The 9,229-nt window shown below is 72.3% G+C and carries 10 protein-coding genes and 2 pseudogenes; 7 read left to right on the top strand and 5 right to left on the bottom strand.

The window, feature by feature from the left end; genetic code table 11:
• The coding region (locus VIM19_13995) for an alpha/beta hydrolase (protein ID HEY5185977.1) at positions 1-486 on the bottom strand (486 nt) is incomplete at its 3' end.
• Between the two features lie 336 nt (positions 487-822).
• Between VIM19_13995 and VIM19_13990 the strand changes: the two are divergent.
• The 7 genes and pseudogenes from VIM19_13990 to VIM19_13960 all read left to right on the top strand — a co-directional run bounded on the left by VIM19_13990 (position 823) and on the right by VIM19_13960 (position 7,100).
• Positions 823-960, top strand: a pseudogene (locus VIM19_13990) (glutaminase).
• Positions 961-995: 35 nt separating this feature from the next.
• Positions 996-1,355, top strand: a pseudogene (locus VIM19_13985) (glutaminase).
• 124 nt (positions 1,356-1,479) lie between these two features.
• Positions 1,480-2,439 carry a cyclic nucleotide-binding domain-containing protein gene (locus tag VIM19_13980; protein ID HEY5185976.1) on the top strand — a complete coding sequence of 320 codons (960 nt, stop codon included), beginning with the start codon at positions 1,480-1,482 and terminating at the stop codon, positions 2,437-2,439.
• A 182-nt stretch (positions 2,440-2,621) separates the two neighbouring features.
• Positions 2,622-4,004, top strand: coding sequence for a trypsin-like peptidase domain-containing protein (locus VIM19_13975; protein HEY5185975.1), 1,383 nt, complete (start codon positions 2,622-2,624; stop codon positions 4,002-4,004).
• A 107-nt stretch (positions 4,005-4,111) separates the two neighbouring features.
• Positions 4,112-5,149 carry an AAA family ATPase gene (locus VIM19_13970; GenBank protein ID HEY5185974.1) on the top strand — a complete coding sequence of 346 codons (1,038 nt, stop codon included), beginning with the start codon at positions 4,112-4,114 and terminating at the stop codon, positions 5,147-5,149.
• Complete coding sequence (locus tag VIM19_13965; protein HEY5185973.1) at positions 5,146-6,135, top strand: DUF58 domain-containing protein; 990 nt, start codon at positions 5,146-5,148, stop codon at positions 6,133-6,135. Before VIM19_13970 ends, VIM19_13965 begins: the two co-directional genes overlap by 4 nt.
• On the top strand, positions 6,132-7,100 hold the full coding sequence (locus VIM19_13960) for a VWA domain-containing protein (protein ID HEY5185972.1): 969 nt from the start codon (positions 6,132-6,134) through the stop codon (positions 7,098-7,100). The genes VIM19_13965 and VIM19_13960 overlap by 4 nt, the downstream gene beginning before the upstream one ends.
• A 27-nt stretch (positions 7,101-7,127) precedes the next feature.
• On the opposite strand, the gene VIM19_13955 is transcribed toward VIM19_13960, so the two are convergent.
• The 4 genes from VIM19_13955 to VIM19_13940 form a co-directional block, all read right to left on the bottom strand.
• Complete coding sequence (locus tag VIM19_13955) at positions 7,128-8,108, bottom strand: aldo/keto reductase (protein ID HEY5185971.1); 981 nt, start codon at positions 8,106-8,108, stop codon at positions 7,128-7,130.
• 18 nt (positions 8,109-8,126) lie between these two features.
• Complete coding sequence (locus tag VIM19_13950) at positions 8,127-8,567, bottom strand: hypothetical protein (protein HEY5185970.1); 441 nt, start codon at positions 8,565-8,567, stop codon at positions 8,127-8,129.
• Positions 8,534-8,707: a hypothetical protein gene (locus VIM19_13945; protein HEY5185969.1), complete on the bottom strand. Its 174-nt coding sequence runs from the start codon at positions 8,705-8,707 to the stop codon at positions 8,534-8,536. The genes VIM19_13950 and VIM19_13945 overlap by 34 nt, the downstream gene beginning before the upstream one ends.
• Before the next feature lie 9 nt (positions 8,708-8,716).
• A partial coding sequence (locus VIM19_13940; protein ID HEY5185968.1) for an oxidoreductase C-terminal domain-containing protein occupies positions 8,717-9,229 on the bottom strand: 513 nt, incomplete at its 5' end.

Raw genomic sequence — 9,229 nt, 5'->3', positions numbered from 1 at the left:
GACCCGCGACCCGCCCTCGACGGCCGCCAGCCCCACGACGGCCGCACCGCTGGAGTGACCCACCAGCACCGGCGCGGCAACGCCGGTCAGCCGTATCGCCTGGACGAAGGCGAGCACCTGCGCGGCGAAGTGCGCCACCGTGAACGGCGCCTTCGGCTGGCTGTAGCCGGTGCCGGTCAGGTCCAGTGCGTAGACCCGGTGATCGGTGGCGAGCACCGCAGCCAGCGCCGCGAAGGTGTCCGCCGTTTCGAATGCCCCCGGCACCAGCACCACGGGGCTCCCGGTGGTGCCCCACTCGCGGTAACGCGTCTGCAGGTCACCGGTCTGCACGAACGTCAGTCCCGTGGGGCGGCTCGCCCGAGCGCTCGTCAGCGCGTCGTACGTCAGGCTCGCCACCGTGAGAAGCGCCACCGCGACGGCCAGCCACCGCAGCAGCCGTAGCAGGGTTCGTCGGACCCGGTGGACGGCGACTGGGGTCGCGGTCACACCATCCCCTGCTATGGCTCCTCCTCATGGCGGCCCCCGCTGGCCGGCGAGAGCTGACCGCGAGCGCACCCAGCCGCCGTAACGTCCACGCAATGATGCCGCGCAAGGCTGCCTGCCCTACCAGTTGGGGGTGCGGGGTGGCAGAGGTGCGGCTCGGACCGGTCGAAGGCTTGCTCCAGGACGTGTGGCGGGAGGTCTCGGGCCTTCACGACGGCGAGATCGCTGCCCACATCCCCGAGCTGGCGAAGGCCGATCCGGCGACGTGTGGGATCAGTCTGGCCACCCTGGACGGTCAGATCTACGTCGCCGGTGACCTAACGCCGCTCGATCCAGCCGGTGTCCAAGCCGTTCGCCTACGCCCTCGCCCTGGCGGACCGCGGTGAGCACGCCGTCCTGGCGAAGGTGGGCACCGAGCCGACCGGTGACCCGTTCAACAGCATCAGCATCGACGTGGCCACCGGTCGTGCGCACAACCCCATGGTCAACGCGGGGGCGATCGTCACCCCACACTGGTTGGTGGCACAACTCGCGACGCCCAGTTCGAGCGGCTCCTCGCAGGCCTGTCCAGCTTCGCCGGGCGCCCCCTCGATGTCGACGAGGAGGTCTTCGCCTCTGAACGGGACACCGGCGACCGCAACCGCGCCATCGCCTACCTCATGCGCTCGGCCGGCCTACTGGAGGACGACGTCGACGAAAAGGTCGAGCTGTACTTCCGCCAGTGCTCGGTACTGGTCACCGCCCGCGACCTCGCCGTGATGGCGGCGACGCTGGCCAACGGCGGACTCAACCCGGTCACCGGCGAGCAGGTCGTGCCGCGCCACGTCGTGGCCAGCGTGCTCACAGTCATGACCACGTGCGGCATGTACGACTACGCCGGCGAGTGGCTGTTCCGGGTCGGACTGCCGGCGAAGAGCGGGGTCAGCGGCGGCCGCGCTGCCCGGGCAGCTCGGGCTAGGCGTGCACAGCCCGCTGCTCGACCGACGTGGGAACAGCGTGCGCGGTGTCGCCGCCTGCGAGTCGTTGTCCCGACGCCTCGGCATGCACCTGTTGCTGCCGGGCGAACAGACCCGGTCCGGGCTGCGCCGCTCCTGCCGCGCGGAGGCCGTCCGGTCCCGCCGGGGGCGCCCCCGGGCGCACCGCGCCCTGCTCGACGCCGAAGGCTCGGCCATCGCCGTCCACGAGCTGGTCGGTGAGGAGGGCTTCGCGACCACCGAACGGCTGGTGCGACTGGTGCTGGAGGACCAGGCACCAGCCCGGTGGCAGATCCTCGACCTGCGCCGAGTGACCCGCGTCGACACCGCCGCGCTGACCCTGCTGACCGGCTTGACCCGCTGCCGAGACGCCGTTGTCTCGGTGCTGGTGGAGCCGCGCTCGCCGGCAGCCCGATCACACCTGCGTGAGCTCCCCGACCAGGTCGTCCGCTTCGGCGAGCTCGACGGCGCGCTCGAATCGTGCGAGACGCAGCTGCTGGAGACCCACGGATGTGCCGACGAGCTGCCAGAGGGGCTCGTCGCCGTCGGCGCCCAGGACCTCCTGCAGGGACTCTCGCCAGCCGCCGTCGACTCGATCGAGACCAGGACCACGACCAAGGTGTTCACGCCGGGTTCCGTCGTGTTCGACCAGGACGAACCGGCCGACGGCCTGTACTTCCTCAGCGCTGGTCAGGTCAGCGCGGAGGTGCGCACCCGGCACGGGAGAGGGTGGCGGCGACTCAACACGATCATGGCCGGCGCGTCCTTCGGGGAACTCGCCCTCGTCGACGGCCAGCCGCGCTCGACCCGGATCGTCGCTCTCGAGCCCACGATCTGCCACATCCTCACGCCAGCCGCCTACGGCGAGCTGCAGGAGGCCGAACCGACCGCCTGGGCCCAGCTGACCCTCGCCATCGCCCGCTCGCTGTCGCAACGGCTGCGGTCGTCCACTGTCGACGTCGCGGCCTTCGACGCGTCCTGAGGGACGATCGAACCGTCCTCTCGCTGGCATCCAGGTGCCGCGTCTGGCGCTCCACCGGCTCTCCCTCCTGGCCTCGAACCACGATCTTTGGCTCTCTCTCAGGTTCCTTAGGGACTCGTCTCAGGTTGAGACGCCAGAATCCGCTGACGCCGAACCTTCGGCGGACCATGGAAGGACGAGCCATGAGCGACGAGCCGCCGACCGGCGTGGGGCCTGAGGCCTGGCAGACGCCGCCCACGACGGACGACTGGACGTCACCGCTGTGGGGTCGACCCGACACCCTGGCGTCGCGCTGGGCTGGGTCGCCGACATCGACCGAGCTGCCACCGCCCCCGGCCGTGGCGCCGCAGCCCTCGGCTCGGCGCCTGTCGCGGGGTCCGCTCGTCACAGCGGGAGCGGCTCTGCTCGTCGTCTCGCTGCTCGGGGGGGTCCTGCTGAGCCGAATGCTGGCGCCTGCCTCCTCCGAGGTGACCGCCGCCAGCTCGCAGCCGGGCGTCAGCTCGCCGGTGACTCCCCTGCCACTCCCCACGGCCGACCCCAACCAGTCCTCCCCCGGACTGACCCTGCCAGACCCCAACCTGGGCGGTCAGAGCCAGAGCCAGGGACAGAACCAGGGCCTGACCACACAACAGAGCGCCGCAGCCGCCGCGGTCTCCCCTGCCCTGGTCGACATCGTGACGACCGTCGGCTACGACGAGGGACAGGGCGCGGGCACCGGGGTGGTGCTGAGCTCGGACGGCATCGTGCTGACCAACCACCACGTCGTGGCCGGGGCGACCGCCATCGCAGTGACCGACGTGGGCAACGGACGCACTTACCGGGCCACCGTGCTGGGGTACGACCGGTCGCACGATGTCGCCGTCCTGCGGCTGTCCGGCGCGTCCGGCCTGGCCACCGCCCCGCTCGGCGACTCGTCAAACGTCGCCGTCGGGGACTGGGTTGTCGCCGCGGGCAACGCCGGAGGTGCCGGTGGCACACCCAGCGCCGTGGCCGGGACCGTCACCGGGCTCAACCAGTCGATCACCGCGCAGGACTCGTCCAACGGGACGTCGGAGGAGCTGGTCGGCCTCATCCAGGATGACGCCGCGATCCAGCCTGGTGACTCCGGGGGCGCGCTCATCGACACGCACCGCACAGTGGTGGGGATCATCACGGCAGGGTCGTTCACCGGGGCCAGCCAGGGCACGGCGACCCAGGGCTACGCGATCCCGATCGCGACGGCGCACGCCATCGCCCAGCAGATCCTCGCTGGCTCGGCGTCCGCGACGGTCCACATCGGCGGCACCGCCTTCCTGGGGATCCAGGTGCAGGGCAGCGCCATGGGCGCCACCGGTCCAGGCGTGCTCGTCGCCGGGATCGTCCCCGGTTCCGCCGCCGCAGGCGCTGGGCTGGTCGCCGACGACGTGATCACCGTCGCAGCCGGTCAGACCGTCGACACAGCTGAGCAGCTCACCGCACTGCTCGGCTCCCTCCACCCCGGCGACACGGTGACCCTGCGCTGGACCGACCAGTCGGACACCAGCCACACAGCCACGGTCAAGCTCGGCACCGGGCCGGTCGGATGAGCACCGGACCGTCGGCCCAAGGCAAGGCAGCAGACCCAACCCCCGAGGAGCGTACGGTGCCGGTACCCGACGAGACCCACGCCCAGCCCACGCACGCGGCCGGGGCCATGCCCGCCGCCGAGTGCGCCGCGCTGCTCGAAGACGCCCTGTTCCAGATCAAGCGCGTCGTGGTCGGGCAGGACCGGATGGTCGAGCGCGTGCTGCTCTCCCTGCTGGCGAACGGTCACTGCCTGATCGAGGGCTTCCCGGGCCTGGCCAAGACGCTGACGGTCTCGACCCTGTCGCAGGTCGTGGGCGGCCAGTTCGCGCGCATCCAGTTCACGCCGGACCTCGTCCCCGCCGACCTGGTCGGAACGAGGATCTGGCGACCCTCGAGCGAGGACTTCGACATCGAGTGGGGCCCGGTGTTCGCGAACATCGTGCTCGCCGATGAGATCAACCGAGCACCGGCCAAGGTGCAGTCCGCGCTGCTCGAGGCGATGGCCGAGCGCCAGGTCACCGTCGGCGGCCACAGCCGTCCGGTCCCGTCCCCGTTCCTGGTCCTGGCCACCCAGAACCCCATCGAGTCGGAGGGTGTGTACGCCCTGCCTGAGGCGCAGCGTGACCGCTTCCTCATGCACGTCGTGGTGCAGCACCCGACGTACGAGGAGGAGTCGGCCATCGCCCTGCGGATGAGCGGCCCGTCGCCCACCGCCAGCCAGGTGCTCACGGTCGAGCAGCTCGCCGAGGTGCAGGACGTCGTCCGGGCCGTGTTCGTCCACCACGCCGTGCAGGACTACGCCGTACGCCTCGTCATGGCCACCCGCGACCCCGCCCGGTGGGGGCTGGAGGACCTCACTCGGTTCATCGCGCTGGGCGCCAGTCCACGCGGGACGCTCGGGCTGCTCGCGGCGGCCCGTGCGCTCGCGGTCCTGCACGGTCGTCGGTTCGTCGTGCCCCAGGACGTCTTCGAGGTCGCGCCCGAGGTGCTGAGGCACCGGGTCACCTTGACGTACGAGGCACTGGCCGAAGGTCTGCACGCGGACGACGTTGTCCGCCGGGTGCTCTCCCACGTCCCGGCTCCCCGGGTCGCGCCGCAGCAGGACGAGCTGACGATGACGCTGCCCGTCGGGTTCGCACCGGCCCCCGTGCAGGTCGCCGGATGAGTCACGGCCAACGTCCTGGTGCCGCCTCGCCAGCGGACGTGGCCACCCGGGCGTCCGTCCTCCGCAGGCTCGAGCTCGACGTGCTGCGCCGACTGGACGGCAGCGCAGCGGGCGACCACCTGACCCCCGCGCTGGGGCCCGGTAACGAGCGAGCCGGAGCCCGTTCGTACGAGCCTGGCGACGACGCCCGACTCATCGACTGGAACCTGTCGGCCCGCTCCGCGGGGGCGTACGTGCGAACGACCGAGGCCGAGCGGGAGGTGGACACCTGGATCGTTGCTGACCGCTCGGCGAGCCTCGACTTCGGGACCGCCCGGGCGGAGAAGCGCGACGTCGTCCTTGGCGCCGCAGCGGCCTTCGGCATGCTCACCGTGCGGGGCCACAACCGGCTGGGGGTGCTGGTGGCCGGCATCGAGCGGCCCGGGTACCAGCCGGCTCGGGCCGGACGCGCCTGGTTCATGACCGCCCTGGCGACCCTGCACGACACCCCCCGCCAGGACCGCGGCCCCTCGGACGACGCCGACCTGGCTGCTGCCCTGCGCCGTCTGCTCGTCGCCCAGCCACGGCGCAGCCAGGTCGTCGTCATCTCCGACTTCCTGGACAGCCAGCGCTGGCAGCCGCCGTTGCGCGCGCTCGCGCTCCGCCACCAGGTGGTCGCCGTCCACGTCACCGACCCTCGCGAGCTCGAGCTGCCTGCCGTGGGCATGCTCGCCGTCGTCGACCCCGAGACCGGACGGCAGCGGTATGTGCAGACCCGCTCGGCCACCCTCCGGGCCCGCTACGCCGTGGCCGCGGCTGCGCGGCACGTTGGGATCGCCGGGCAGATCATCGCGGCCGGGGCCGAGTACCTGCACCTGTCCACGGCCAGCGACTGGCTGACCGACACCGTGCTGTTCGCCACGCGGCGCAAGGGGCTGCGGCCGACATCCGCGGCGGACCGCCCGCGGGCCGGCTTCGCACCCACGTACCAGGGAGCTCATCGATGACCTTCCTTTCCGGCTGGCGGCTGGTGCTGCTCATCGCCCCGGTTGCACTCCTCGTCATGTACGTGCTGGTCCAGCGGCGCCGGCACACCCAGGTCCTTCGCTTCAGCAGCGTCGACCTGCTCAACTCGGTGGTGCCCAGGCGGCAGGGCTGGCAGCGGCACCTGCCGGCGGCCGCCCTGCTGGTGTCGCTGGTGGTCCTCACCCTCGCGTTCGCCCAGCCCGCAATGGCCCTGCGAACCCCCAAGGACCGGGCCACGATCCTGCTCACCCTCGACACCTCCGCATCGATGACGTCGACCGATGTCGCGCCCAGCCGCCTCGCTGCGGCCGAGGAGCAGGCGAAGGCCTTCGTCCGCAAGCTCCCCACCGGCATCCAGGTGGGGCTCGTGACCTTCGACACCACTGCGCGGCTGTTGGTGCCACCCACGACGGACACCGCGTCGGTCCTCGGCGCCCTGAGCTCGCTGGCCGTCGGCGGAGGGACGGCCACCGCCGACGGGATCCGAACCGCGCTGTCCGCGGTGGCCGGGGTCCCGAAGGGGACGTCCGGCAAGCCCACCCCCGCGGTGATCGTGCTCATGAGCGACGGCTCACCGACCATCGGGGACGGCTCGTTGTCGCCGGTCGACGCCGCCGACGCCGCGGCGGCGGAGGCCAAGGCCCAGTCGGTGCCCATCGACACGATCGCCTTCGGAACCGCGGGCGGCAGCGTGACCGTGCAAGGTCAGGACGTCCCGGTCCCGTACGACCCGCAGGCGATGGCGCGCATCGCGGCTGAGAGCGGCGGCCGGTCCTTCACCGCCTCGACGGCGTCCCAGCTGGCCTCGATCTACGACCAGATCGGTCGGGACGTCGCCTACGTGGTACACACCCGAGAGCTCACCGCGACGTTCGCGGGGGCGGCGCTCCTGCTGGCCCTGCTCGCCGCGGCCGGAGCCCTGGTCTGGACCCAACGCCTGGTCTGACCCGCCGGTCGCTGGACTCCCTCTCGGCTAGCGGTGCAGCAGGCCGGACGCGAGGCCACGGGCAGCGGCGAGTCCGGAGACGGGCTGGAACCGACGCGCCTGGGTGGTCAGCTCGGCGGCCTCGTCGTCGGTGAGCGTGATGTCGGCCGCGGCGGCGTTCGCCTCGACCTGGGCGATGCTGGAGGCGCCGGGGATCACGACCACGGCCGGGTGGTGGATGAGCCAGGCCAGGGCCACCTGCGCCGGGGTCGCCTGATGCGTGCCCGCCACGGCGCGCAGCACGTCGAGCAGCGGGGCTACCCGGACGAGGTTCTCCTCGAGGAACAGGGCGTTCATCGCGCGGATGCCGCCGCTGGGACGGTTGCTGGCGTCGTAGCGGCCGGAGAGCAGCCCCTGGGCGAGGGGGGACCAGGCGATGACGATCCGGCCCTGCTCCTGGGCGAACGGGACCAGGTCGTCGAGCGGGCCAGGGTGGGCCAGGCTGAGCTGAACCTGGTTGGACAGCACCCGGCTGCCCAGGGCACGCTCGGCGGCCTGCCAGCGGGCCAGCGAGTAGTTGCTGACGCCGACCTCGCCGACCAGCCCCTCCCGCTGCAGGTCGCGCATCCCGGCCATGGTGGTGCCGTCGCGGACGACCGGGTTGGGCTGGTGGACCTGGTAGAGGTCGATCTTCGGCAGCCCGAGGCGCCGCGCACTGGCCGCGGCCCGTTGCCGGACCACCGGAGCCACGGGGAGGATCGGGAAGATCTTGGTGGCCACGAACGCGGTGTCCCGCAGGCCGTGAGACGCCAGCGCGGCGCCCAGGATCCGCTCGCTGCGCCCGAACCCGTAGGCCTCTGCCGTGTCGAACAGCGTGATGCCCAGCTCGGCGGCCCGCGCCACGATCGACCCGGCCTCGCTCGACGCGTAGGCGCGGCCGTAGCCCCACTCCCGGGAGCCGAACTGCCAGGTGCCTAGACCGATCCGGGAGACCGGCTTCCCTGAGATTACGCCGTCCAGATACCTCATCAGCGACCCCGTCCTCGTTCAGCCCGGCTCAACCGTCGACCAGCACGACGACACCGCTGGGAGCGGTGAGCCGGGGCAGCGTACGTCGGGCGGCGTCGTCGAGGTGGATCCGAGGAGCCTCCGGTGGGGCCGCCGGGAAGTAGGTGCCAGGGCCGTAGAACTGGCCGTACCGGACGACCACTCCCCCGGCGTCGAGCACGCCCGCTCGTGCTCGGCCACCGCCGCACCACCGTCCCCCGGCAGGGTCCAGACGACGCTCTGCGCGACCAGCGGGACCGCTCCTGCCGCCTCGATCAGGTTGCGGGTCCCCTCGCGACGGATCCGGTTGTTGGCAGCGGCCCGCTCGGGCAGCCGGCTGACGTCGTCGGGCAGGTCGGTCAGCTGGTGCCGGACGCGGTCGGGCCGGAACCGGACCATCGCCCGGGTCAGCTGCTCCAGGTCGATGACGTCACAGACCACCGCTTCGGCACGAGCCCCCGCACCTGCCCGGCCTTCTCCGGTGAGCGCGTCATGCCGACCACCTCATGGCCGGCCGCAACCAGCAGCGGCAGCAGCCGCACCCCGATGACTCCGGTGACCCCGGCCAGGAACACGCGCACCCGCGCAGCCTAGGTCGGCTGCCGACCGATGAGGGGTCGGTAGGAATTGACCTTGGAGGCCATCCCCAGGCCGATGACACCGACCAGGTCGCCGTCCCGGTGGTAACCGACGACCACCTCGCCGTGCGGGTCACCGTCGAGGACCCGCACGTCGTCCGGCGCGTCGCCGGCGAGGCCCGGCGCCCCGTACGACTGCAGCTGGGTGTCGTACTGGTCGGACCAGAACGCGGGCAGCGGCGCGAACAGCCGTTCGGCGGCGGCCTGGTAGCCGTGGCCGGCCAGGAAGGCGGCGAGCGTTGGCCCCACCCGACGGGCGGTCTCGGTGGGCATGTTCCAGTGCTCGACTCGGCGCGCCACCTCGTCGAAGCGGGGGTTGGGGAACCGAGCGACGTCCCCCACCGCGTGGACGCCGTCGACCGGCGTCCCGTCAGCCCGGACCGCGCGCAGGGTGTTGTCGCAGAACACCCCGTCGCTGAGGTCAAGGCCGGCTGCCGCGAGCCACTCGGTGTTGCAGTGGCTGCC

This window comes from Actinomycetes bacterium, from assembly GCA_036510875.1.
Classification (GTDB): domain Bacteria; phylum Actinomycetota; class Actinomycetes; order Prado026; family Prado026; genus DATCDE01.
Note: the sequence above shows the minus strand (reverse complement) of the source record. Positions and strands in the feature narration are given on the sequence as shown.